We start from the raw sequence: 24,610 nt of genomic DNA on the forward strand, positions 1-24,610 counted from the left end.
TTCATCGACAACGTATTATGAGGCAGGGCTGATGATGGAAAAACTTTGCAACTCGCTGATTGTGTCGTTTCTAATCACAGCGGCCTCTGCCGACGACCGTCTCGGCCCGGCCCAAGAAACCATCGACATCAAATCCGGCGACCTCACTGTCCAATTCCGCGACAATTCCGCCTCGCCCAAGATCCTCAGCGGCGTGCAATCGCTGTTCAATCAGCGCGACGCGCCGGGATACGATGCCTATGATCCCGACGGACGCGGCGCCTCGGCGGGGCTCAATTTTGAACACATCATTTCCGGACACCAAACGCCCCACAACAAATTCACGCCGCGTCATGGGCGCTACACACTGCACCGGTTGCCAGATCAGAATTCTGTGCAACTGGTGCGCCGCGCCGAAGACAGCCCTTGGAAGGTGAGTAGCACCCTGACCTATAAGGTCACCGCGCCACATTACATCGACTTCGAATTTCGCTGCCGGGTCCATGACGCACAATTGTTCGGTGAGCGGGGGTGGGCGTTGTTTTTCTTTGCGAATTACATGAACGACGTTGCCGAGGTCCCGCTGCATTTTCGCGGCATCAAGCAGCCCGGCGACGAGGAAACCTGGATCGCCGGCGACGCACCGGCCGGACCGGCCGATTGGAACGGCGGGGGCACCTATCGGCACGTCGACGCCGCCCCGTTGGAGTATGACGACGACGTGAAGTTTCGGCTCAATAGCTGGAGCTACGACGCACCGCGATTCACCAAACCGTTTTATTACGGGCGGGTCGCACGCGACATGACGTTGATCCTCATGTTCGACAAGGCGCACACGCCGGTCGATGAGATGCGGTTGAGCCTGTTCAAATTCAAACTCCCCCAGCATCCCCGCCCCGCTTGGGATTTTCAGTACGTCGTGCACCGCGTGGAAGAAAATCGCGAATACGGCTTTCGCGGGCGGCTGGTCTGGAAAAAGTTCGTCAGTCCCGCCGATTGCCTTGAGGAATACCAAACCTGGGCAAAGAACTTGCCAGCCGACCCTGCCAATGGCAAGCCGTCCAGTTGATTCTTCACAGCTTGAAGATTAAAAACACCACATGCCAACTTTAAAGAAAGCGGTCACCGCCGCCTGTTTGAATCTCCCGGTCCGGGAAACCCTAATCGCCGCCTCCGAAATCGGGGCTGAGGGGGTGCAGTTCGATGTACGGACCGAATTGCGTCCCTCCGATCTGTCACAAACCGGCCGCCGGCAGTTCCTGAAATTCCTCTCCGAAATGAATCTGGAGGTACCCTCGCTCCGCTTCTCCAGTCGCCGCGCATTTTACAATGCCAACGACCTGGAACGCCGCATCGCGGCTACCAAAGCGGCGATGGACTTCACCTATCAACTCGGCGCCAAGATCCTCACGCTCCGCATCGGACGCATCCCGACCGATGCCGAATCACCCGACTATTTGATTCTGCGTGAGGTGCTCAACGGCATCGCCCGCTATGGAAATCATGTCGGTGTCGCCGCCGCCATCACGCCCAGCGGCGATAATCCGGCCGATTTGGCGCGGTTGATGGGAGACATTACCGAAGGCCCGTTGGGACTCGATTTCGATCCCGCCGGTTTTTTGATGTCCGGACACGACCCGGTGCCGATGCTGCGCGAATTGCACCAATGGATCTTCCATGTCCAAGCCCGCGACGGACTGCAAGACGCCTCCGGCAGCGGATTAGAAGTGGAGTTGGGCCGTGGAGAGATCGATTGGCTGGAGTTCGTCGCCACGCTGGATGAAATCGCCTATCGCGGCTGGCTGATCGTCACCCGCACACAAGGCGAAGACCGCGCCGGCGACGCCGAACGAGCCCTAAAATACCTCCGCAACATCGACGCCCCGCAATAAGCCGGTTGCGTCCCAATAGAATTCGGTTCAATTCCCATTTTGTGCGGCCCCACACGGTCACGTTTTTTTTAATCCGTGTTTCTTCCGTGTTAATCCGTGGCTAAATAACTTGCCCTATGATTGCGTCCCTGACGTGATAATCTATTTGGGACGGCGTTCCTCCACCCAATCTTGTTGTGGAACGCGTTCCGGATGCTCTTCCGCCCAATCTGGTTTGGGGAACCACCGCAGCTTGCTGTAGCGGCGATAGGTTTCCCAGATGTCGCCGCCATCACTAGCCGTGACCCGCGCGTCGCCGGTCTGTTTGAGGTAATCCATCAATTGCTCGGAAAGCTGTCGCTGCACGTTGGCAAATTTTGGATCACCAGCCAGATTGTTCAAGCAGCCGGGATCGGTGCGGATGTCGAACAGTTCCTCCGCCGGTCGTTTGTCGACCGCTAGGTGGAAGAAACGCGAGATCTTCGGATCGTCGCGGTGTTCGATCAGAAAATCGAGAGCGGGGCAGGCATCAATGTCGTGGTATCCGCCGTGTTCCGGACCTAGATCGTCGTTCGTCACAGCGGCCGCTTTGGCGGACTGCCCCTTGCCAAATTTCCGCGGCGCGCCGGCCGGCCAACGTTCGGGGCGGAAGTTGCGAATGTACAGATAATCGGCCGTGCGGATACAACGTTGCGGATAGCCCAGCGAGTTGTAACGCGACGACGAATGCCGTTCGCGGCCTGAAAAAACAGCGTCCCGGTCAGGCTCAACGATGCCGCTTGCATCCGATTCCAACAATCCCAACAAACTCTTGCCCGAAAGCGGATAATTCTCCGGCGGTTTGACGTCCGTGGCAGCGTAGATCGTGGCGGTGACGTCAATCAAATTCACCAGATCATTCACCACCCGGTCACCGGGAATTTTTTCCGGCCAAGCGATCGCCAACGGCATGTGGATACCGTATTCGTAGGCGTTCGCCTTGGCAGCGGGGAAGGCCATTCCGTTGTCGCTGGTGACGATCACCAACGTATTCTCCAATTCGCCCGCCTCTTTCAGCATATCCAACATGCGTCCCAGATGCTGATCGAACCATTGGATTTCATAGCAATAGTCCAACAGGTCGTCGCGGATTTCCGGCGTGTCGGGCAGAAAGGGCGGAACGACGACCTTGTCCGGATCCAGCCCATTGCGGCGGCCGATTCCCTTCTCAAAAACCCGATGCGGCTCCGAGCCCCCATACCAAAAACTAAACGGCTGATCTTTCGGACGCTCCGCTAGAAAATCAGCGAAGTTGGCTGCGTAGTCGGTGGCACGAATGCCGGGTGGGGTCTTCGCGGTCCGCTTAGAATACTGCGGCCCCGCAGGATTTCTCGTCCGCCCATCGGCCTGCCAATTGCCCGGTCCCCACCCCTTGCCGGTAAACCCGACAAAATATCCCGACTGCTCCAACCGGTCCTGAAAGCCGACGTATTTCGACGGAAACGAACTAGCATGCGTCCCGGCATGTTCCAATTGCCAGATATTTCGGCCCGTCAGAAACGCCGCCCGCATCGGACTGCAACCCGGCGCCGGGGAAAACGCATTGTGAAATAGCACCCCCGCCCGCGCGACGCGGTCAAAGTTGGGGGTCTGGATCGCCTGATATCCATACGCCGACGCGTGCGGATAGGACTGATCGTCCGAAACGGCAATCAACACATTCGGCCGACGCTCGGCAGCGGCCAGACTTGCTGTGAAAGTGATTGCCAATAACAGACATCCAGCAATGCGAAAAAAAACGACCATGGTCATCTCACGAGGGTCACGAGAATGGAAAGAGTAGGGCAGTGCGACACGCGCTGACTATTCAAAACTTGAGAAGTCGGGCGGACGACGTTCAAAAAATGCGGTCATCGCTTCTCGGGCTTCGGGAGATTTCAGCCGCTGAGCAAATGCTGCCATTTCCGCCTGCATCGTTGTTGCGACCGTCGGAGTAGCGAACTGTTTCATCAGTCGCTTCGTCTCCCGCAGCGCCGAGGGGGGTAGCGCCGCCAACTCTTGGCAGCATCCCACGGCAGCATCAAGCACTTCGCCATCAGGCAAGACGCGATTCACCAGGCCATACGCACACGCCGTTTCCGCCGAGAATGGTTTGCCAAGCAACAGCAACTCCGCCGCCCGCTGATGACCGATCAATTGCGGCAGCAGATAACTGGAACCCGCTTCGGGACAGAGTCCCAGATTCACGAATGGCAATTGCAACGTCGCACTCGCCCCGGCAAACACCATGTCACAATGCAATAACAGCGTGGTGCCAATACCAATTGCCGGTCCCGTTACAGCTGCGACCAACGGTTTGGTGGCGGTGCTGATCGCCTGTAGGAATTGAGCGACAGGACTATCCGCCTCAGCGGGGGGGGAGCCTAAAAAGTCCTTGAGGTCGTTGCCGGCGGTAAAACAGTCTGCAGTGCCGTGGATGAGTATCGCCCGCACAGTCGGATCTGCTTCGGCTTGTGCGATGCCCGCAGCGAGTAACCCGTACATCTCGACGGTGATCGCGTTTTTCTTCTCCGCGCGATTCAAGCCGAGTCGCATGACGCCATCGTTGTTAGTGACGATAACCGGTGGTTGTTGATTCACGTTCCGTTCCCCCTGATTCCCGGATAAAAAGCTTCCGCAAACAAGTATGCACATTGCTTGGCGGGGTGGGAAGTGACTGACGGAATCTGCCGCGATTCAAATGTGGTTGGACAACTGTGGTCGCGTAAAAAAGAACGCCATTCACTAAGGAACGGCGTTCTTTCAGTTTTTCGACGTCAGTCGGTTACGGCGATGTGAATCCGTAGGCATCCAATTCAACCCACAAGAATCCAATCCCGGTCATTAACGCGGCGACGGATACGAACAACAAGGCGACGTAAATGTCCGCTTCGGGCGGGGGGCCTTGGGGCTTTTTCTTCGTGCGGCGACTGCTAGAGCTTCGTGGTGACATTGTCCCCCTCCTGAATCAGTCCGATTTTGGCGGTCGACAGCACTTCTGCGACAGCCATATCAGTCGATGTTTCTACAATTCTTAGTTCACCGAGGTATTTGCCGCCTCGATAGACGGTTAAAGTGTGTCCCTTGATCAAGCCATCGTCGGAGCCGATGTTCACTTCCACCAGGTCAACAGTGCCGCGACGATTTTTCTTCACGCGTTTCACACGACCATCGACATCTTGCGGAGGAGCTTGTGCAATCGGTCCGGGTGTGTCCGACAGTCCGGCCCGGCGTAGCGCTGATTTGAGTTGGGCAATGTCACGCAATTGATTTTTGAGCGTTTCATTCAGCAGGGCCGTTTTTTCCTTCTCAGCCGTGAGCGCGACTTCCAGACGCAACCGTTCCTTCAGTTCTTCATGACGCGAATCGGTGATCTGCTTGTTTTCTTTTCGCAGCGTGACCGCTTCGTTGGTCCGGTTTTCGGCGTGCTTCAGTGCGATCCGCGTCTGCTCCTGCGCCACATTGGCGTGGTTTTCATGGTCGTTTTGACGCGCTTTGTATTGATTGTTTTCATTCGTCAAATTTTGAACTTCAGCGACGAGCGTGTCCCGCTCTTTTTCCAATTCCGCCGTCAGCTTTTCGGTTTCGGCATCTAACTGCTCATAACGGTTCTGCAGCGCAGTCATTTGACTCGTCTTAGAGTCCAATTTTGCTTGGGTAGCTGCGTTTTCCTGTTTCCAGTTCGTATGCGTCGCAAAGACCGCACCGGCGAACGCCATGAAACAGACGCTCAACACGACCTGCAACACGACTAACAGTTTTCCAACGAACGACATGGAGGTGGCTCCCTCGAAAGTTGCGCTGACTAAAATTGCATGAAAGATCGGGTGAAGCGATTGGGATGGCCCCTTGGATCGTCAGCTCGTGACGAGGCCTCCCTTTTACTAAACGTTTTCTTCACCTGGGGATTGCCGACAATGTTCGGCAAAGTCTGTTTTTAAGTTTGTTTTTTTAAGGTCTGTCTCTTCTGGATGGTCGTCCCGTGGGACGTCACCGTGCAGCTAATTGTTTTTCAGTCTCTCGTTTCGCCGTTGGGTAGATTTCAACAACTCTTTGGCTTGGATGACTCGGTCTGCAAGTCGTCGGTCTTCCTCACGGGCGATTTCAATTTGTGATCGAAGTTCCTTCAACTGATTTTGCATGCGGACCACTTCTTCGTGTCGGGCGCTTGTTTGATTTTTAATCTCGAGCACCTTGTTGCCGGTGACCGTTGCTTCCTTGGTCGCCGCAATGACTTTTGCATTCAAATCTTCAACCGCTGCGACCAGTGCCGCTTCACGAGCGAGGATCGCGGCGGTGTCTACCTCACGTGTCGCTTTGGCATCGTTTAAAGCGGCTTCGGCAGCTTGGAACTCTTCCCGCAACTGTCGCAACTCGTCTTCTTGGGCTTTGACCTTCTCCGCATAGGTCATCGTGCCGCGGTCGACTCGTTTTTCAGAAAGAAACGTCTTCCAATTCGTGCTGCCTAATGACGTCACGGCGGCAAAGCCCATGAATGCCACACTGGCAAACGCCAGAAAGACGACCAGGCTTTTCCCCAATTTTGTCATCAAAACGAACCTTTCCGTGCCAATTACCGTTTGTCGCCGACACACACCCTCGAAAAGGGGGCGCCAGTCTGTTTCAGTTCAAAACAATATCTGCGCTGATGAAACGGCTGATTTCAACTGTAGAGACTTTCATTCGCACGCTCTGCCGTAATGTGAGAGACGTTTCACGGCCATGCGATTCAGTCTTTAGTATACGGATCGAAAAAAACGGATGTCAATCAGAAAAGCATATCTTACCGGATTCCCCCAAACGTCCCTGTCCCTGTCTCCGCCATCCCATGTGGCCGCTATAACCAACACGACCGGACCGACTTCGCCGTTCCTTCACGATTCCAACAGGCCCTGCGCCCCTGTTTTGGGGCGGAATTTGTAGCGAAGTCGCGGGAAAACCATAATATTGCTTGGATATTTTGTGCCAACTCGTGCAAAATAGCGGGAAACACTTTGCCTGCGAGTCACAACACTTTGCTGGCGCGGAGAAACGCGTGTGTTAGCCTCGTTTTCACTCACAGGGTACGTAGTCACTATCGGCACCGTTCAATCATAGGCTGCACTTAGCTGACGAATGAAGGGGAAGTTGTTATCCTGAACGGCCACAGGAACGCGTGGCTCGCGGAAATGGCATGATTGTCATGATCGACGAGTCTTCACACATCGATAAAGTCTGCGTTCGCTACGGGTTTGATTTGATTAGGCACTGCCACGGACTTCCGGGCCGGTCTAGGGCTGTCTTTTTGACCACTTCTTGAACAACCTCGGAGAGATCCACGTGTCGACCAGCGATGCCCCCTATACTCTCGAAAAAACGCGAGGGTACGTTGTCCTGTGCCTCTTGCCTAAGCTGAACGAAGTCCAATGGGGCGACGTTCAACAGGTTGGGAACGAAATTATTCCCGATTTGGATGCGCTGCGGTCCCCCGCACTCTTGGTCGACCTCTCGGCATTGGACTACATGGGTAGTTCAATGGTCGCGCTGCTCGTCCGGCTTTGGAAAGCCGTGCAAAAGAAAAACGGCAGAATGGTCGTTCAAAGCGAACAAAAAATGGTCACGGAGGTCTTGAGCATCGCCGGACTCAATTCGCTGTGGGATGTCGTTCCTACCCGCGATGAGGCCATCAGTGCCATGAAGCAATCTCCACTGGCTGCGCAGAATGGAACCACTCAAGCCTCGTGGACTGGACCCATCATCGCTCTGATCGCCGCTGCAGCCGCTGGCTGGGTCTGGTGGACCACACGCTCAGGCGACCCGCTTTTCGACGACGTCAAACAATCGGTGTACGTGTTATTCGCACTGGCGGCTGTAGCCGTGGTGATCAGCGGCTTGACGTTATTCCGCAATTCAGGAGCCGCGCGGATCGTCGGCGGGCTCATTCTCATCGCCGGTCTTGCCATCGGAGTGGGTGGCTTCCAACAACTCTCTGCCGCAAACGTTGCTCCCCCCGTGGTCGATTCTGATGCGGCCGCCCCGGCAGAAGCGACTGAGCAGACCCCCCAGCCACAGTTAAGAATAGACCGGCTCGACAACGATAAAAAAGATAAGTAATCCGTCGAATCGGCAAGCCCCCGCAAACTCGCTTGAATCGGACCAATCCCGGGGCACTGTTCGATCGGATTGACGCAGACAGACGAGGCGGCAACTGCCACTGAGTACGAAGTCATGCCTATTGTGAGCACAATACTAATCGGCAATACGCAACGACCGGGGAGAATGCCGATATGACACTCGTTGGCAGCGTGCGTTTATTGGCGGCGGAACATCCCACAGCATCGCGCTTTTCGATTTCAGCATCATCCGAGACATTCAGCACAATCCAAAAATCACGGTACTAGGGAGTTGCAACCATGGATTCCAAAAGTAAAGAACGCGACATTCGCCAAAAAGCCTTGCAACAAGAACTAGGCGAGTTGGTGGATGTTGTCGGCCCCGGTCCGTTGGTCGATTTGCTGCTCGAACGCGCCTTTCAACTCAACGCCACCGATGTCCACTTCGATCCCGACGAAGGCGGAATCCGCATCCGACTCCGCGTCGATGGCCTGTTGCACGCCATTTTGCACGTCCCTGCGGCCCAGGCAGCGCATATGGTCTCACGCATCAAGCTGATGGGCGGCATGGATATCACCGAGAAACGTCTGCCGCAGGACGGCCATATTTCCAATCTGGTCATGGGCACTCAACGCGATATCCGTGTCGCCTGTGGACCCACCAATTACGGCGAACGGGTCGTGCTGCGTTTGATGCCCGGCGAACAGGCATTCCACCGCTTAGACGATCTCGGCTTCGATGACGCACAACTCCCCATGCTCAAACGGTTCCTGAACATTCCCTACGGTATGATTCTCACCGTCGGTCCCGTCGGAGCGGGCAAGAGTACGACCATGTACGGTTGCCTCGACGAATTGAACGATCCCAGCAAGTCGATCTGCACAATCGAAGACCCGGTGGAACGCCGGATGGATGGGATCAATCAGACGCAGATCAATACGCAAATCGATTTCACCTTCGCCCGTGCATTGCGGATGCTGTTGCGGCAAGATCCCGACGTGCTCATGATCGGCGAAATCCGCGACCCCGAAACCGCGCAAATCGGTTCACGAGCCGGACTGGCGGGAACATTGGTCCTCAGCACGCTGCACGCCAACGACACTACTTCCACGTTCGACGTGCTCCGCGGCTTCAACGTCCCACCGATGGTGATCGCCGATTCTGTGTATTGTGTCATCACGCAACGCCTGCTGCGAAAAATCTGCCAAAACTGCAAAGTCGCCTATCAGCCCGACGAACCGCAATGCGAAATCCTGGGACTTGACCCGGCAGCCGCCGGAACGGTGGAAATCTTCAAAGGCAATGGTTGTGATACCTGTTTCGGCACCGGTTACCTCGGACGGACCGCCGTCTTCGAGGTCCTGGGCATGGACGCCGACCTCCGCCGCGCCGTCCTGCATCACAAACCACGATTGGACATTCTGCAAATCGCCAAAGAAAAGGGGATGGAAACCCTGGAAATGGCAGCGTCCCGCAAAGTCATCGCCGGACAAACCAGCTACGAAGAAATGAACCGCGTCCTCTCCGCCTTCCCCGGCGAATAGCCGAGGCGGCACAGCCGCTTGGTGCGAGCTTCCGCTCGAAGTGCAGGGGCCCCGGAGCCCCAATCCCCACTCCACCGGGCAACACACTCGCTTGGTACACACCGCTACTGGAATTCCTCACCGACAACCAATCCTACACCCACTGCATGCTGGCCTTTGCAGCCGTATTTATGTCGTACGGCTTCGTTGGTTTGCGTCGTTCGGTGGCATTGTGATTCGTATTCTGGAGAGTCGCAGCGGGTTATGGATCGGATCGGAAGCCCACAGCGCGGTCGGTTACGGCGTCGCCACCTAGCAGTTTTTGGTTTAACTTACCACCAATAAACAGCATTTCGTCGAGGGCAGCTTCAACGTCGGAGGAGGTAAGACACTCGGCATCTGGGCGTTCCAATTGAAACTGCAAAGCCCGTCGCATCAATTCTTTGATAAATGCTGCGCTAACGCCTTCAGTCCGCTTGACGACCAAGTTGATTAGCTCATCATCCAATTGAATCGCCGCCGCATAGAGTTGCACTAATTTAGCGCGTCCTACCTCATCGGGATAAGGAAACTCTATCGCCTGGTCGATACGACCCGGTCTTGATGCTAACGCTTGTTCTAATTTCTCGGGTCGATTTGTCGTCAAGATGAACAGGACATCGATATCTTCTTTGAGGCCGTCCATTTCATTGAGTAGCCGATTGAGAATGACCTCCTCGCAACTGTTTAAGTCCTCACGGTCGCGCGCAATTAAATCCGCGTCTTCAATGACCACGATACTGGGCTGCAGCAGTCGGGCAAGAGTCATGTATTCGCTAAGCAGTCCAATTTGTTCAGCGGTGATCAACAGGGTCGTGTGTTCCTGAAGTGCATCGGCGAGATAGTGAATCGTATGGGTTTTTCCAGTTCCAGGCGGTCCATAGAACAGGATCCCCTTTTTGGTCGACTGCTGAAATTTCGATAGTTGGGACCGCCGTTGCGAAAACTGAATGACGTTGCGGTCCAATAAGTCTAACGTGTGCGACGGTAGTACCACCTGTTCACGAGAAACTGTTCGTAGCTTGTGCACTGAAATCCCGCTTGATTCGCCAGAATACGAGTGGTCAGTTTGTTCTAGCGACAAGACCTTCCCACGGTAACACCCGGCCGTCGATACAAACTCTTCCAAATGCCGGAAAAACTGTTGGGCAATCTGCGTGCCTGCCGGACAATTCTCAGTGGCGATCTGAAACTGCACTCCGGTTACCCGCCCGAACCGCTCCGCCGATGAAAGCAAAACGACGTAACGCTGATCGTTGGTCTCCAAGAACCACAGTCCTGTCTTTAGGCACCGAATCGGAGATTCTTCGCCGACGTCAACCTCCTCGTATTGTGGCGGTACTGCGGTCGCTGCATAGTGGTCGCTGCCAACCATGCAGGCAGAAAGAGTAATCCCGTCGTGCGAGTATTCTTTCTTGATACCGCAAAAATGCGAGACCTTTGATGAGTCATTAAAAATTTCGTCGATGGCCCGTTGTAAGTCCGCGCGGACACGAAATGGGAAGAGACGCTCAGATATCGTTAAGTCGTCGAATTCATCGCGCCGAAAGTGCCGTCGAATCAAATCCGCCGTGAGCGTCTCGCCATCCCTACCCCAGCGTTTTCGAACTTTCTTGCCTGAAAATATCCGCTGATAGATATACCCGGTGACAAATAGCCCCCATAGAAACCACCCACCAGCCGCGAAAATGTTGTTCATAGGCACTATTTAAAAAATAGGATTTCCCAAGGGAGACACACTCCGGTTAAAATTGTTCGTTTCAACCAATGCGGATTTTCACAATTGCATATTTGAAACATTACGTCGCGACGCACCCTACATTTTTAACTCGGCTCGCCAATACTTGATCCGCTGTGCCACCGGTGCTTTGCCGCCGGAACCGTGACTTTGGAAGGCGGCGATGGCGTTGGCTGTGCCGAGGACACCGTAGACATCGTCGCTGATTTTATCGCAGGCGTTTTGTAATTCCGTCAGTGAGAGGTCGGCGAGTTTGCAGGATTTGGATTCGCACAGTGCGACCAGTTTGCCGACCGTTTCGTGGCCCGTGCGCATGGGAACGCCTTGTTTGATCAGGTACTCCATCAAGGTCGTCGCATCTAAGAAACCCTCTTCGATGCGGGCGTTGATCGTGTCGCGCTGCAGTTCGGCTCCCTCGACAACGGCGGCAGCCAATTCCAAACAGGCCGAGACGGTGTCGTGGGCGTCGAAGGCTGCCAGTTTGTCTTCTTGCAAGTCGCGGTTGTAAGCCATCGGCAGGCCTTTGATCAGTACCAGCAATTGCCCAACAGCAGCGATGGGGCGGGCCGATTTGCCGCGGATCAATTCCAATACATCGGGATTGCGCTTTTGCGGCATGATCGACGAACCGGTTGTGTACGCATCGGGCAGTTTGAGAAAACCAAACTCGGTCGTGAACCAAATGATCCACTCCTCAGCCCAGGTACTCAGATGCGCGGCGATCAATGACAGGCAGAACGTGAACTCCACCAGAAAATCGCGGTCGCTGGAGACATCCAGGCTATTGCCGGCCACAGCGGTAAAGCCCAGCAGGTCGGCCGTCATTTGGCGATCGATGGGCAGCGACGTCCCCGCCAGCGCCGCTGCCCCGAGCGAGCAGATGTTCACGCGCTTGAGACAATCTTGCAATCGAGCGCGATCGCGGCCGAATTTTTCGCAATAAGCCAACCAATAATGCGCAGCTAAGACCGGCTGCGCGCGTTGCAGATGCGTGTAGGCGGGCAGTACGACATCGGCATCACGCTCACAGCGGGCGACAAAGGCGGATTGCAAATCGCGGAGCAGCCCGTCGATTTGGCCGATGGCGTCACGGACATACAGCCTGAGATCAGTGGAGACCTGATCGTTGCGGCTACGGCCGGTGTGGAGTCGGCGTCCAATGTCGCCCAGTTTTTCAGTGAGAGCCGACTCGACGTGCATGTGGATATCTTCCAACTCCGTACGGAAGGGAAGTTGGCCGGCGGCGATCTGCCCGCCGATCTCATCGAGCGTCGCGACGATTTGATCCCGCTCGTCGTCACTGATCAGACCGACGTGCGCCAACATGGTCGCATGCGCTTGTGACCCCTGAATATCGTAGGGGGCCAATCTGGCATCGAAACTGATCGACTCGGTGAATTTTTCCACGCGCGGATCGGTCGCTTGAGCAAACCGACCACCCCAGGCTTTTGCAGCCACGGAACTGACTCCTGTTGACGTTACTGATGAATAACCGCGGATTCAAAAACCGCCTGACGCACTTTAGAGGCGTAGGAAACAGGAATCAACCACATCGCCGGTCAGGCCGTGATTGTGGAGGCAAATAACCAATGTTCTGCGTTTCCCTTGCGGATGAGACGCAATCGACGCGGGTAGGTTCAGATGATCCCACGCGGAATGCGGGGTCCGACCTGTGCGGGCTCTACCGGTTATTACGCAGCACGAAATCGGCCGTCGTCTCGCAAAAGCCATCGGCCGCAGTGGCCGTAAGCTATGCTATTAACTGCCTACTGAGGGCATCATCAAACTCAAGAAAGTGAGTGTCACTGGCTCTGCCAGTGTTTCACAAGTAGCGCACACAGTTGAAGTTGCACTGTCAAAGCCAACGGCACCCCATCCAAATCAGATATCGTAGCAAAGCAGTAGGCTAGAAATCCGCTCCCTCGTAGCAGGCTCAATTCTCCCATGTCCGATGCTTCGGCCCAAAAAACTCCCGAGCGACGTACCAATTACCGGCAGTTGTTCTCCTTTGCCGTTTGCTGTGGAATGATCTGTTGGATCATCGAGTACCCCATTCAGCCGGTTTTTGCCGCGGCCAATCAAAACACGTTGCTGATTGGCAAGCAGGCACTCTCCCAGGATTCCTATACGATTCCCATCGCCCCGCCGAGTCCGTTTGGTGGGATGACGGTTGAGGAAATCTTGCGATTGCGCGTCAAAGCAGTCTGGCAACAACCGCTACTGATCGGCATCAACTATCGGCCCTCCGAAGCAGTGTTTTGTCGCCTGCGCAGCCGGTCCGCCTGGCGAGAATTGCCCGGCGATTCCCTGTCAACAGATGACGGTGAGCCGCGACCATCGGCTGGGTCGGAGTATGTGTTGAATCCCTATGTGCTGGTCGCAGCGACGATCGCCGCGCCGCCGATCGAGTCAAACACCGAGGCTTCGGCTGGGCAACTGTTTCCCAGCTCTTTGTTCTGGGAATCCAGCCAAGCTCGTGCGACAGCGGTGTATGACGTGAGCAGTGCTCTACGGAATACCGATCGTGTGGACGCGGAACCGGTCTCGCTAGATCAACTTTCGCTACAGCTAGTGGCCATGAATGCGCGGGATATGAATCTCAATTATGCAGCCATCTTACCCAACGACGCGAACGGTGTGTCGCTACCACAAGAACTGTCTGAGGCGGTGCTGATCGAACAGTACTTGCGGCACGATCCGCACTGTGGCGCGGCAGGCGGGTGCAACGAAGTCAGTCCGCCGCAAAAGGAATTCACCGGGCTGCGGCTGACGGACTTGCCGGCGCGGATGATGATTCGCCTGTGGAGCGATCGCCCTGAGTCTGCGGATGCAGCGCCTGATATGCGGTTCGTGCTCACGTTCCGGTAACGACTACCGTGCCAGGAACCACCACCAGGCGGTTGCGGCGGCGGCTCCGACTGCGAGGCTGGCTACGATGGCCGGCCAAGTAATGCGGGCCGGCTGAGGCTGCTGGGCGGTGGTCATAAAGCGGAACCGCTGCAACTTGCCGAAGGTGAGTTCATCGCCGGATTGGATTGCGTGGGACTGGACCGATTGTCCGTTGATTTGGATGCCGTTTTTACTGCCCAGATCGGTCACCGTCCACTGCTGGCCATCACAGCGAAATTCGCAATGCCGGCCGGAAACACCCGCTCCGTCGATTGAGATGTCGCAACCTTCGTCACGGCCAACCACCAGATACGGTTGATAGAGTTTGATGGGGCGGCCGCCGGCTTGGGATGTCAAATAAGCCGGAGCAAATGTGGCTGATGTGGTCGACTGCGGCTTGGACGTAGGAAACGGTTGCGTGCCTTGCTGCGGCCTGGACTTGGCTTTCATGTCATTGGAGGAAATTTTTGAAGCGGTATACGAGTCCAGCGGGTTGACGAGTGATACGGCAGAGCGCCGCGGTCGCGTTTCGCCGGGCACCCCGGTGTCGACTCCCGCTTGCAGGTGCTGATTCGAGGAGTCCAACATCATCCGTCGCGCCATTGAACTTGAGGAACTCGCTTCGGCGATTTTTCGCCGCCGCTGCTTCAGTGCAGAGACCCGGCGCTGCGCGTCCTTGCAACGCTCGACAAGTATGGCCGGAAAATCGAACGGAATCAGTTTGCGTTCGGCGAATGGCTCGAGCGCGGCTTTGACCTCGGCAGCGGATTGAAACCGTTCACCGGGATCTTTGGCCATCAACTTTTCAACGGCGGCGATGACCGGTTCGGGGAGCGACGGTACGAGTTCGCCAATCGGCTGTGGTGTTTTGCTCAGGTGCGCACGTAGTTTTTCCGGCGTGGTCTTGAGTGGAAACGGCACCCGACCGCTGAGCAGAAAATACAGTGTGCACCCCAGGCTATAAAGGTCGGCACGGGAATCGACCGCATAACTTTCGCGGGCTTGTTCCGGCGGGATGAAGTCGTCGGTTCCCAAACAATCATGTCCGAAAATCATCGCCAACGAAAATTCGTCTTCGTCGTTGCGGGTTAGTGCCAAACCGAAGTCTAAAATCTTCACTGCCCCTGACTTGTCAACGATCAAGTTCGAGGGCTTGATATCGCGGTGCACCAGTCCGTTGCTGTGAGCATGTTGCAAACCAGCCGCGGCCTGGCAAATAAAATCACATGCCTGCGGAAACGGAGTGGGACCGGCCAGGTCTGACCATTCCTGCAGATTGATTCCCTCGACATATTCGGTGACGAGAAAGTCGACGTCGCCGGTGTGTTCGGCCTTGTAGGCGTGGACGATGTTGGGGTGATCGAGCTTTTGGCCGGCACGGACTTCCAGCTTCATGCGAGCCTGCATATCGACAATATGCTGATGGTGCTCGGAAAGCACTTTGAGTGCGACGATGCGGCCCGATTGCAGGTCCTCAGCCGTATAGACCCAGCCCATCCCACCGACACCGAGGATTTCCAGGACCTTGAAGTTGCCGATGAAAAAGCCACGATAGCGGCCCTGCATCAAGCGGTCTGCCTGAAATCGCGAGAGCACCCCGTTGAGCACCAAAGTCTTAGCGGCTTCGAACCCCGATGGCATTTCTTGAAGCTTGAACTTGCGCACCACCGCATTGAATTGTGCGGGTGGCAGCAATTCGCTCTTTTCGAGCAACTCCAAAAACGAGTTTGTCAGAAGCTGCGACGCCATTCTTCCCTCGCAAATAACAGCTGGGCTGAGCACATAGTACCGCTATCAGGATGCCGATTGCGAGTACAAATTCGCAATAGAATAACGATCTCAGGGTAGATCATTAGATTTCGGCACATCCCTGAAGAACCGTCCGGATTCCGGCGACCTGCAAGGAATGCAAACCTGGGGTTTACCACTACCAGCACGGTCGTCGTTTGTTTCTCCGTCCACAATTTGAAAAAACGCACGAAACGTCGCGGATTTCTGCCCGTTACTGACCGTGCAACGCCCCGTTTAAGGAGTGGGACCTACATAGGTAGTATTATACACCAATTTCACTCGGTGTGTACGCCAGGGGCAGTCTCGATCCGTATCTTTCATGAGCAGTCCGTACAGACGAAACAGTTGGGCAGGCTGGAGAACTGTGCCACAACCTGCTTGGAACGCCTACCTTGGGGCGATTCATATCGCGGGTTGGACACTCTTGGTTATGGCTGGAATGGCTTAGGTGGACAGCGTTTGATACAATGTGATGAGGCCTTTTGTGGAGGGTTCACCCCGTTCCCCGAAGGCTAACCGGTCTCAGATCCCCTCAATGGTCATGCGTCATGGCGTTTCAGACGTCGGCCTTCCTTTCAGGTGGAGATAAACCGATGACGCGAAAACCGGCAACTTTGACCGATCCGCGTCCCACTGCTGAGCGACCGGCATTGACCGAGGTGGTCAGCGCTCTCACACCGCTCCGTGAGGAAGTGCTGGCTAATCTGGCGATGTTGGCTCAGATCCCCGCTCCAACCCGGGGAGAATCACAGCGGACTCGCTATCTGCTCGATCGTCTTGTCGCTGCCGGCCTCTCCGAGGCGAGTTCGGATGCCGCAGGCAACGCGATCGGATTTTTACCGGGAAAAACGGGCCTCCGCACCGTGATGCTGGTCGCGCATTTGGGGACGCCGATTTGTCATACGACGGAGCAGGAGGTCGTTGTCGAGGCGGATCGCATTGTGGGCCACGGTGTGGCTGACAACTCGCTCGGCGCGGCGGTGATGTCCATGGTTCCTTGCTGTCTTAAGGAATTGGGCATCGCATTGGACTCGAACCTGCAACTCGTCGGCTCGGTCCGATCCCTAAAACGGGACCAGAATGAGGGACTGCGATACGTTCTTGATCACGCAGAACGGCCCAGTGACTTTGGACTGGTGTTGGAAGGCATCAGGCTGGGGCGGCTTACCACGTTCACGACCGGCACAGTTCGTGCAGACATCATCTGCAACGTCACTGGCGGGGGTGGAAACGCGTTGATTGCCTTGAATCGGATCATTGACCGGTTACTGTCGATCGCCATGCCGACGCGTCCGTTCACCAAGATCCGGTTGGGGCAAATCAAAGCGGGCGATTTATATCACGTGGAACCGGATTCCGGTGAGTTGGGACTGGAAGTCCTCAGCGATTCCAGCGAAGAGTTGGATCGCATTGTAGGTGAGATCGAAGAGATTGTTGCAGAATCCACAGCCAGCACCGGTATCGAGACCCGTCTGGATTGCATTTTCCGACGCGGACCGGGCGGAATCCCATTTGCACATCCGCTGGTGAAATCGGTGGTTGACGTGATGTCACAACTCGACATTCAACCCACCCAGGACGATCGTCCCTCCGAGCTGTCGGAATTCGTAGCTGCGGGGATCCCGGCGGTGACCTTGGGGATTACCGACGGCGAAACGCGTTTGCGCCAGCCCGATTTTGTGATGATCGAGCCGATTCTCACCGGCGTCGCCCAGATCATCGGCGTGCTGTTGGAAATCGATCGTGGGGCGTGCGACGAACATTAAGGCATGTTTCGTCGCGACGCGCACTGCCGTTGCGTTTCACCCTGCTTGCACCCAGCTGTCATGGCATGGGGGCATCGCCTTAGAAGTTGTACTGAGGATTGCGGCGATCGAAATCGGCGTCGCGGAGTCCGACGTTGGTCTTGATGTCGGAGTAGGTGAATTCCTCGACGATTGGCGGTTGTTGTCCGGCGCGGCTGGGCCATCCGTACTGTTCAACGCGAACGAGCAGTTTGGATTTTTTATCAATATAGACGCGAGTCATATGATACGTGAACTGCCGCCGCGGTGTGGGGTGGCTGCATTCGATCGCCATGCAGTCGACATTGCCCAATTTGGCGCTGTTGTAGTATTTGACGGTCGATTCGCGAAACTTGGATTCGCCTTCCCACTGCGCGATGACTTTGTCCACCATGTTTTTCAAACCGACCTTGGTGATCGGATAGCGGTTTTCTTTCATCACTTCACTGGCGGTCGGAGCAAAGGTGAGTGTGCCAACGAGCGACTTGATGCCGCTGCCTTCATGAACGACCAGTTGGTTGTTATTGCGGCCGTTGACGAAAATCACTTCGCGACCGGCAGCGTCCTTGTTTTGGAAGAAAAAGTAGACGCTGAAAGGTTCTTCGCGAAATTTCATCCGCATGGTTTGCGACAACAGTTGGCGGCCGCCGCGTCCCAGGCGTTCTTTTTTCGAGAACGTCGCGGTGTAGTCCTTAACGCCGTCGAGTGCTTTGCGGCTTTGACGGACGATTTTCAGCGGCTTGACCAGCGGGTGCTCTTTGGGGGCGTCTTGACCGAGTGCTTCACATGCGGCCATCCCCATCATGCCAGCGGTGATCGCAATGGCAATCGTGGTCCGAGACGTAAAGAGTTGTACTAAGAAACCAGTGACCCGCAACTGCCTTAACTGTCCCATGAACACACCTCGATCAAAATGATCATTCAAGCCGATGGAGTGGTTTGAGCTGCCGAGAACATCAAATTTCCCGTCCGCTCCCCACAAAAAGATATCCAAACCGAAACTTCAATTATCCCTGTCATCGAATGGACAGGCGTTTTATAGGCCGCATAAGAGACGGAGTTTTGATTTTAAGACAAACGCGTCCCTCAAATTATCCAAAATTTCTGCTCCGAAGCCAAAAATAGCCTTACTCGTTTTCGACAAATTTCGGCGAACTGTTCAACTGGAGCATCACCGCGCTGCAAAGTGACCCTAATTCTAAAGGTTGACGGTAATCGTGCCAACCGAACTTCAGGTCTGTCACACTGGGCGGTTAATCTCAGAAGTGAGGCGGAAGATAGTCGATTCACGCCGGGTCCTGCCAGCCCAATTTCGCAGAAACCGCTATGTGCGCATTCAGTGATCGAGCCAATCTCTTGGTAGGAATGCGCACGTGGCAAAAACGGCGAAAGGCAGCACTGTCAGAGTGGGGTTTCAGAAATAACCTGCAACTCCCCACTGGAAAGATAACCCCGTTGCCTGATCCCTACGTCCTTGAACCAGTTTCAAAACCTAGCGATCAGTCTCAATGGGACGGGGCAGAGGGTTTTGAAACGATTTGTAGCGAGAAAAGCTCCAGGGATGCGCTGCTTATTGGGTTCCACGGAAAGAGCGTGGAGGAAGCGAACGGCTCGCGGTAGCGGCGGCGTGACAGAAGAAGCAGTCCGATTAAAAAACAGGGCGATTAATTATTCGCTTCTGTATTGCTTGCCGTCGCACTGGAGAGGGTCCCGGGAGCCTGGGATTGATCGTCGCTGATGATTTCCTTAAAGGAATCGTGCACTTTGCGACTTGGCGGCTTGTTCGCCTCTAGCCATTGCAAAATGGCATCCTGATCCTTGGGTTCAATCGGTTTCTCCACAAGGATCGAAAGAATCAACGGCAGAACCTGACCATAGGCTGCATTGACTGTTTGTTTGGTTGCCCCGTTCAGGCCATCCTTGTTACTCAGGCCATGTCCGCGCTCAATATTTACCCGCTTGTCCCCTTTAAATGCCGTGTAAAGGTTGAAGAACGGTTTCTTCCAGGCGACATAGTTTGGATTCAGTTCGTTTTTCTGTGCCTCGGCCGCCTCTTTCTCGAAAGTGGTGGCCATCTCTTGAGCGAGCGCGGCGATTTCGAAGGCGATCAGCCGTACGTTGATCGTGTTGTCCAGCGAGAGTCGCCCCAGGGCAGCGGCGGCTTCGCTGCGAGACCGATAGCCTCGCTTTTTATCCGCCAAGGTTTTTGTGAGGGCATTGACGACGACCGGGGTGCGATCACTGCCATTGACGATTCCCAATCTGCCGAGTTCTTCGGCAATCGTGGTGGCGAGCGCGTCGTTTTTCGGATCGCCGTTTTGCAGCTCATTGACAAAAGCGGTAATAATATCGTCACGTATTTTTTCGGGGGGCTGACCATCCCGGATCACGCGTGCAAGGCCCCGTACGGCGGGAACACGCACGACACCGAGTTGGTTTTGCTGTCCCAGAAAATCCAACAGCGGTTCAGTCACCGCCAATAACGGTACGGCAGGTTTGTTACCTTCTGCTGGAGTCTCGTTCAATTCGGCCAGTAGCACAGCCGCATTCAGCCGAGCAACCATATGGTATTTAAATAACTTTGGGGTTTCCCGCACGAGGGTATCGACATACGCCTGGAAGATGGTTGGGCCCGCTTTACGGGCGCGATCGACGTCCCGCAGCCATTTTGAACGCATGGACCCGATTTGTTGCTGTTGGGGGTTGGCGGTCAAATACTTTCGCAACGTAAATTGCGCGAGACGCCATTGAATGTATTTTTCGAAGTTTTCGCGGTCTTCAGCGGACTCGAAGTTTCCTCGGTTGAACACGGAGAGGAAGTCTCGTCGTGCATTGTCGGTTGCGCGTTTGCCTCCGTCTCCAAACTGCACGACCCATTCTTCATCGCTCGATGCGCCGGGCGGGATGACCGAGGGTGGGGTATACCCGTATGGTAACTGCGAGTCGGGTTTATCCTGCTCTGCAGTTGCGGGACTTCCAGCCGGAACAGAATCCCCCGGCGTGCCGTCGGCAGCCATCAGCTGCGCCGGTCCGAACGCGGCTGCGAGGGACATCACCACCGCCATGGCACCAATCGGTAAAATCGGGGCCAGCCGGAGGGATCGGCGACGGAGTTGTAAACACATAGTCGGTTGATCGTCCGTGTTGACCATGCGGTTGCTAATTCCGGTCTCTTCGTTGAGTACTCGATTCATGTGTCGATTCAGTCGGGGCACGTTTAGAGAACCTAAGTAGTGGCTGAGTTTTCGAATTCTTTCTCAGGCACAATTCATGCAACACGTCGGTATCGCTGACATATTACCGCAAACACGCACAACATCCGACTGTTAGGAAGGATGCTGCAGTTCGGCCGATAACCGGTCAGAACTGACGTTCTGATATTATGCCGGAGATCAATGGCCAAGAGTAGCAAATTTGCAGTCTCGGAGTCTTTTTTCGCAGGAATGATCGATTCGCAAAAATTTCATGAAGACCATTAGGCCGCGATAAATCGACCAATTCCACCTTACCCAATGAAAAGTGACCGAAAAATAACTCGGTTCCGAGGACAGAGCCCTCTTAAGTCGGATGGCGCAAAAAATGCGAAACAAGGAATGACGTGGCCCTCGCCTTGACGGCGACCCGCAATGAAATGACTGAAAACGATAAAGAATAACAACAGTAACGAAAATCTACGTTATCACCGCAGAGTCGGAAGTGTCAAGTTGATTCCCTAAGAGAGCCACTAAATCTTTAAGACAAGTTTGCTGAAGTTCTGATTCTCAGGACGCAACAGGCTGTCTGCCGGCCTTGTCCCTTGGTTACCCCCCAGTTCCATTCCGGCCCATAAAATGAGTCATTTCCAGTCCTGGAGACCAATCGTTTTTTCCAGTTATCGTGGCTGGATCGATTGTCCTGCCATTCAAAATTCCGGATACTCTTAAACGTCTAAGCAATAATTGAGCATACGTCATACAACCGTAGGCGTCGGCTCTGAGTCGAACTGATTCCAGAATCGAGCTCCCCGGCCATGCCTTTACTCTACACCGATCCTCTGTTTCTCGAACACAAAACCGGCCATCATCCGGAGTGCCCGGAGCGATTGTCGCGAGTTTTGGCGAGCATCGACGAATCAGATCTCAACAAGCGTTTTACGCGGCCCCAGTTCGAAGCAGCAACCGGAGAGCAAATTGCCCGCGTTCATAATTCAAACTATGTGCAGTTGGTTTCCAAGTTCGCCGAAAAGGGGGGCGGCCGTATCGAGGCCGATACCGTGGTCAGTCCCCGGTCGTACGACGCCACACGCTTAGCATGCGGCGCGGGAGTCGCCGCCGTGAATGCGGTACTAACCGGCGACGAAATCCGCGCGGCCTGTTTGGTGCGTCCCCCGGGACATCACGCCTTACGGCACCAGGCGATGGGATTTTGCCTGTTCAACAACATTGCCGTCGCTGCCAAGCACGCAGTGGAACATCACAAGCTGTCACGTGTATTGATCGTGGATTGGGATGTGCATCACGGCAACGGCACACAGGCGACGTTTTATCGTTCGGAAAATGTGTACTTTCTCTCCATCCATCGGCACCCGTTTTATCCAGGCACGGGAACCGAAGACGAGACCGGTGAGGGGCCCGGTCTGGGAACGACGATGAATTTGCCGATCGAATTCGGCACCTCACGCGATGATTATTTTTCTCGCTTCCAAATCATGATCAAAGACATCGCCGCCCAGTGCCGGCCGGAATTGGTGTTGCTCAGCGCCGGGTTCGACGCCCATCGGCTTGATCCGGTCGGTTCGCTGGGATTGGAGACCCACGACTACATCATGCTGACGCAACTGGTCGCCGACATCGCCAATGAATACTCTGATCGGCGGCTGATCAGTTTCCTCGAAGGAGGCTACAACCTGGAAATCCTCCCCGATTGTGTGCGCGTGCACCTTGAGACATTGGCCGGTGATGCAGAAGGTATTTGACGGCAGACGGCTTCGACCACTAGGAGGGCCTATGCGGGGTGAATTCTCCCCAACGTCTCCCCTTCGGCAATCGATGCCCCTTCGCGAACATCAATCGCGGCCAAAGTCCCATTGCAGGTGGCTGAGATGTCAAACGTCATGCCGGGCAGCATGACTTCCACCAGGCGGTCCCCGGCGAGCACCTCCTGACCGACATCCACAAACCAGAGGCTCACCTGCAGCGGTTGACCTTCGAGTCCGAGTGGGGGGACAACGATCGCAACGGCCATTTGTCCTGCCCTTTGCAAGTTCTAGAATCCGTTTCAAACTCCGGTTGCGTCTGTTCGTGAATCTGTGGTTCAAGTTTGCAGATGCCGCGACAGAGGGTTTTGAAACCAGCTGTAAGAAGGGTCGTCCGATTGCGTTAATAGCGGGTCAGTGCGGTGTCGATCTCCATAGCCCATTGGTCAATGCCGCCGGCCATGCTTTTGACGTTGGCAAAGCCTTGTCCGTGTAGCCATGTGGCCACCTGCAAACTGCGGCCGCCGTGATGGCAGTGGATAACGATCTCGCCATTCTGGTGCGGTTGTAACTCTGTAATGCGGTCTTGAATCTCACTCATCGGCACCAGAGCTGCTTCGGTGATATTCACGAGTTGATGTTCGTCCGCTTCGCGGCAGTCGAGAAAGAAAAACTCATCGCCGCCATCGAGTTTGGCCTTCACACTGATGCAACTGATTTCTAACGGATGCAATTCCGGTTGTGACATAACAGACGACTCTCGCAGGGAATTTCTGTGGAATAACTTTCGACGCGGGGCAATTCTCCCCCATGGTTGCGATCTTAAGCCGGTCAGATACAAATGACAACGCAGGATGCATCATGTCGCGTCCCCCCGTCACTCTGGTTGGAATCGCCAATGGACAGACAACAGCTGCCGTTAACGCCTCCGGTCCAAGTCGCCTTGATCGGCTGCGGTCAGATTGGCCGCTTGCATGCCCAGCGGTTGGCCCGCGATCCCCGCGTTGAATTGGCCGCGTTCTGCGACCCGCTCCGCGACAACGCGCTGCAGCTCGCGGCGGAGTACGCGACCGAGGGAGATGTCTTTGACGATTTTACAGCCCTGTTGGAGTCGCCGATCCCAGTAGACGCAGCCGTCATCTGTACGCCGACGCAGTTGCATTTCGAACAAACGACCGCCTGTCGTGCGCGAGGGTGGCATGTGTTGTGTGAAAAGCCGTTGGCCGAATCACGGGAGCGGATCGTTAAGATGATCGACGCAGCCGGTGCGGGTGGTCCGTTGCTGTCGGTGGCCTATCAACGCCGTCACTGGGCGATTTACCAAATGCTGCGCCGCGAATTGCAATCGGGCCGCTGGGGACCGATTCAAACGGTGACCTTCGACTTGGCCGAGCGTTGGCAACAAACCATCGGCGGCACATGGCGCGACAGTCATGAACACAATCCCGGGGGCTTTCTAGGCGATGCGGGCAGCCACAAAGTGGACCTGCTGTTTTTTCTCACCGGGCTGCAACCGGAGGAGGTGTACGCTGTCAGTCATCGTCATGGCAGTCAAGTCGAAATCGTCACCGCCATCGCCGGGAAACTCACTGGCGACGTGACATTGAGCATGACGCTGACCGGCAATGCCGAACATTACCACGAAGACATTGTGATTTATTGCCGAGACGCTGATTTCATCGTCAAGCAAGATCGGTTGTGGCGTGCGGAGAACAATGACCTAGAGGAAATCCCCATCGACGAGACCTGCTCAGATCCCGATCGCGGATTCATAGACTGTTTGGTTGCGGGGGCGGCGAATCCGGCGCCGGCGGATTGCGCACTACCGGTGTTTGACTTCACCGCAGCAGTCTTGCGTTCGGCGGAAACCGGGCGGATGGTCCGTTGTGAATAGGGAATGCCAAAAACCGGTTGTCAATTTGTCGCCGTTC

20 protein-coding genes are annotated in these 24,610 nt (G+C 55.3%); 8 read left to right on the plus strand and 12 right to left on the minus strand.

Annotated elements, in window-relative coordinates:
• The first annotated feature begins 31 nt into the window (after positions 1-31).
• Complete coding sequence (locus tag Mal52_RS07890; RefSeq protein ID WP_145375313.1) at positions 32-1,048, plus strand: hypothetical protein; 1,017 nt, start codon at positions 32-34, stop codon at positions 1,046-1,048.
• A 31-nt stretch (positions 1,049-1,079) separates the two neighbouring features.
• Positions 1,080-1,871 (plus strand): sugar phosphate isomerase/epimerase family protein, encoded by a 792-nt coding sequence (locus tag Mal52_RS07895; protein WP_145375315.1) that lies wholly within the window; start codon positions 1,080-1,082, stop codon positions 1,869-1,871.
• 141 nt (positions 1,872-2,012) lie between these two features.
• On the opposite strand, the gene Mal52_RS07900 is transcribed toward Mal52_RS07895, so the two are convergent.
• From Mal52_RS07900 to Mal52_RS07915, 5 genes are all read right to left on the minus strand, one after another.
• Positions 2,013-3,635, minus strand: coding sequence for a sulfatase family protein (locus tag Mal52_RS07900; RefSeq protein ID WP_145375317.1), 1,623 nt, complete (start codon positions 3,633-3,635; stop codon positions 2,013-2,015).
• 57 nt (positions 3,636-3,692) lie between these two features.
• Positions 3,693-4,469 (minus strand): enoyl-CoA hydratase, encoded by a 777-nt coding sequence (locus Mal52_RS07905; RefSeq protein ID WP_197534743.1) that lies wholly within the window; start codon positions 4,467-4,469, stop codon positions 3,693-3,695.
• 184 nt (positions 4,470-4,653) lie between these two features.
• Positions 4,654-4,821, minus strand: coding sequence for a hypothetical protein (locus Mal52_RS29660; RefSeq protein WP_197534049.1), 168 nt, complete (start codon positions 4,819-4,821; stop codon positions 4,654-4,656).
• Positions 4,802-5,644, minus strand: coding sequence for a hypothetical protein (locus Mal52_RS07910; RefSeq protein WP_145375321.1), 843 nt, complete (start codon positions 5,642-5,644; stop codon positions 4,802-4,804). The genes Mal52_RS29660 and Mal52_RS07910 overlap by 20 nt, the downstream gene beginning before the upstream one ends.
• A gap of 225 nt (positions 5,645-5,869) precedes the next feature.
• The gene (locus Mal52_RS07915) at positions 5,870-6,418 is read right to left on the minus strand and encodes a hypothetical protein (RefSeq protein ID WP_145375323.1); all 549 of its coding nucleotides are present in this window, start codon (positions 6,416-6,418) and stop codon (positions 5,870-5,872) included.
• Between the two features lie 769 nt (positions 6,419-7,187).
• Here Mal52_RS07915 and Mal52_RS07920 point away from each other — a divergent pair.
• Both Mal52_RS07920 and Mal52_RS07925 read left to right on the plus strand, forming a co-directional pair.
• Entirely contained in the window at positions 7,188-7,961 is a 774-nt protein-coding gene (locus Mal52_RS07920; RefSeq protein ID WP_145375325.1) for an STAS domain-containing protein, read from the plus strand.
• Positions 7,962-8,260: 299 nt separating this feature from the next.
• The gene (locus Mal52_RS07925; RefSeq protein WP_145375327.1) at positions 8,261-9,505 is read left to right on the plus strand and encodes a GspE/PulE family protein; all 1,245 of its coding nucleotides are present in this window, start codon (positions 8,261-8,263) and stop codon (positions 9,503-9,505) included.
• A 241-nt stretch (positions 9,506-9,746) separates the two neighbouring features.
• Here the strand turns inward: Mal52_RS07925 and Mal52_RS07930 are convergent, their stop codons facing one another.
• Both Mal52_RS07930 and argH read right to left on the minus strand, forming a co-directional pair.
• Positions 9,747-11,222, minus strand: coding sequence for an AAA family ATPase (locus Mal52_RS07930; protein ID WP_145375329.1), 1,476 nt, complete (start codon positions 11,220-11,222; stop codon positions 9,747-9,749).
• Positions 11,223-11,339: 117 nt separating this feature from the next.
• Positions 11,340-12,719 (minus strand): argininosuccinate lyase, encoded by a 1,380-nt coding sequence (gene argH, locus Mal52_RS07935; protein WP_145375332.1) that lies wholly within the window; start codon positions 12,717-12,719, stop codon positions 11,340-11,342.
• A 486-nt stretch (positions 12,720-13,205) separates the two neighbouring features.
• Here argH and Mal52_RS07940 point away from each other — a divergent pair, with 486 nt between their 5' ends.
• Positions 13,206-14,129 (plus strand): hypothetical protein, encoded by a 924-nt coding sequence (locus Mal52_RS07940; protein ID WP_145375334.1) that lies wholly within the window; start codon positions 13,206-13,208, stop codon positions 14,127-14,129.
• A gap of 3 nt (positions 14,130-14,132) precedes the next feature.
• Here the strand turns inward: Mal52_RS07940 and Mal52_RS07945 are convergent, their stop codons facing one another.
• On the minus strand, positions 14,133-15,899 hold the full coding sequence (locus Mal52_RS07945; protein WP_145375336.1) for an FHA domain-containing serine/threonine-protein kinase: 1,767 nt from the start codon (positions 15,897-15,899) through the stop codon (positions 14,133-14,135).
• Positions 15,900-16,534: 635 nt separating this feature from the next.
• Between Mal52_RS07945 and Mal52_RS07950 the strand changes: the two genes are divergently transcribed.
• Entirely contained in the window at positions 16,535-17,707 is a 1,173-nt protein-coding gene (locus Mal52_RS07950; RefSeq protein ID WP_145375338.1) for a zinc-binding metallopeptidase family protein, read from the plus strand.
• A 79-nt stretch (positions 17,708-17,786) separates the two neighbouring features.
• Here Mal52_RS07950 and Mal52_RS07955 read toward each other — a convergent pair whose 3' ends face one another.
• The gene (locus Mal52_RS07955; RefSeq protein WP_145375340.1) at positions 17,787-18,620 is read right to left on the minus strand and encodes a DUF1571 domain-containing protein; all 834 of its coding nucleotides are present in this window, start codon (positions 18,618-18,620) and stop codon (positions 17,787-17,789) included.
• Positions 18,621-19,389: 769 nt separating this feature from the next.
• Entirely contained in the window at positions 19,390-20,919 is a 1,530-nt protein-coding gene (locus tag Mal52_RS07960) for a HEAT repeat domain-containing protein (protein ID WP_145375342.1), read from the minus strand.
• A gap of 815 nt (positions 20,920-21,734) precedes the next feature.
• Between Mal52_RS07960 and Mal52_RS07965 the strand changes: the two genes are divergently transcribed.
• The gene (locus Mal52_RS07965) at positions 21,735-22,679 is read left to right on the plus strand and encodes a histone deacetylase family protein (RefSeq protein ID WP_145375343.1); all 945 of its coding nucleotides are present in this window, start codon (positions 21,735-21,737) and stop codon (positions 22,677-22,679) included.
• Between the two features lie 29 nt (positions 22,680-22,708).
• On the opposite strand, the gene Mal52_RS07970 is transcribed toward Mal52_RS07965, so the two are convergent.
• Entirely contained in the window at positions 22,709-22,948 is a 240-nt protein-coding gene (locus tag Mal52_RS07970; protein ID WP_145375344.1) for a biotin/lipoyl-containing protein, read from the minus strand.
• 134 nt (positions 22,949-23,082) lie between these two features.
• Entirely contained in the window at positions 23,083-23,427 is a 345-nt protein-coding gene (locus tag Mal52_RS07975; RefSeq protein WP_197534744.1) for a rhodanese-like domain-containing protein, read from the minus strand.
• Positions 23,428-23,577: 150 nt separating this feature from the next.
• On the opposite strand from Mal52_RS07975, the gene Mal52_RS07980 reads away from it, so the two are divergent.
• Positions 23,578-24,573 (plus strand): Gfo/Idh/MocA family protein, encoded by a 996-nt coding sequence (locus Mal52_RS07980; RefSeq protein ID WP_197534745.1) that lies wholly within the window; start codon positions 23,578-23,580, stop codon positions 24,571-24,573.
• Positions 24,574-24,610 lie beyond the last annotated feature (37 nt).

This window comes from Symmachiella dynata (genome assembly GCF_007747995.1).
GTDB classification, from domain to species: Bacteria; Planctomycetota; Planctomycetia; order Planctomycetales; family Planctomycetaceae; genus Symmachiella; species Symmachiella dynata.